Here is a 295-nt window from a genome sequence, read left to right as displayed (position 1 = left end):
ATCTAACATCTAAAACAAAGTCTCGTAGCTCAGCTGGTTAGAGCGCTACACTGATAATGTAGAGGTCGGCAGTTCGAGCCTGCCCGAGACTACTAATTAAAATAGAGGTTAGAAATTAGAATTTAGAAGTTAGTTTTTACTAATATCTAATGACTAACATCTAGCATCTGACTAGAGGGGGAATTAGCTCAGCTGGCTAGAGCGCCTGCCTTGCACGCAGGAGGTCAAGGGTTCGACTCCCTTATTCTCCACATTGTTATTAAGTTAACATTAATTTGAAGGTTTAATTTTAAAT

At 39.3% G+C, this 295-nt stretch carries 2 tRNA genes; both read left to right on the top strand.

Annotation, left to right across the window (positions count from 1 at the left end):
- The first annotated feature begins 18 nt into the window (after nt 1-18).
- A tRNA-Ile gene (locus OF897_RS21340) sits at nt 19-92 on the top strand.
- An 85-nt stretch (nt 93-177) separates the two neighbouring features.
- Nucleotides 178-251, top strand: a tRNA-Ala gene (locus tag OF897_RS21335).
- The last annotated feature ends 44 nt before the right edge of the window (nt 252-295 follow it).

The organism is Chryseobacterium formosum, assembly GCF_026460885.1.
GTDB lineage: Bacteria > Bacteroidota > Bacteroidia > Flavobacteriales > Weeksellaceae > Chryseobacterium > Chryseobacterium formosus.
Note: the sequence above shows the minus strand (reverse complement) of the source record. Positions and strands in the feature narration are given on the sequence as shown.